Annotated in this window: 1 protein-coding gene; it reads right to left on the bottom strand. The window is 47.7% G+C overall.

Annotated elements, in window-relative coordinates; all coding sequences use genetic code 11:
• On the bottom strand, nucleotides 1–235 hold a 235-nt coding region (locus DM444_RS00045; RefSeq protein WP_162614869.1), incomplete at both ends, for a hypothetical protein.

Raw genomic sequence — 235 nt, 5'->3', positions numbered from 1 at the left:
TTGTTCCGACTTCTGCGTTAGCGCTGTTTTTCCAAGAATAGGCAACAGTTCCCACAGAGTTTGCTACAATTCCCGCAGTTACGGTTCCGGTGCTTGCTCCGTAGCATGAAGCGTCTGTTTTAGATGAAGCTCCCAAAGCCAAAGCCGCAGAAGGCTGTCCAACAGTTACAGAATTTGTCTGTGAAGAGCATGAATCCGTTACGGTTAAAGTATATGTTCCGGCAGGCAGGTTTGA

It is taken from the genome of Flavobacterium ginsenosidimutans, assembly GCF_003254625.1.
In the GTDB taxonomy this organism is placed as follows: Bacteria; Bacteroidota; Bacteroidia; order Flavobacteriales; family Flavobacteriaceae; genus Flavobacterium; species Flavobacterium ginsenosidimutans.
The sequence above is the reverse complement of the archived record's forward strand: the minus strand, read 5'-3'. Positions and strand labels throughout refer to the sequence as shown.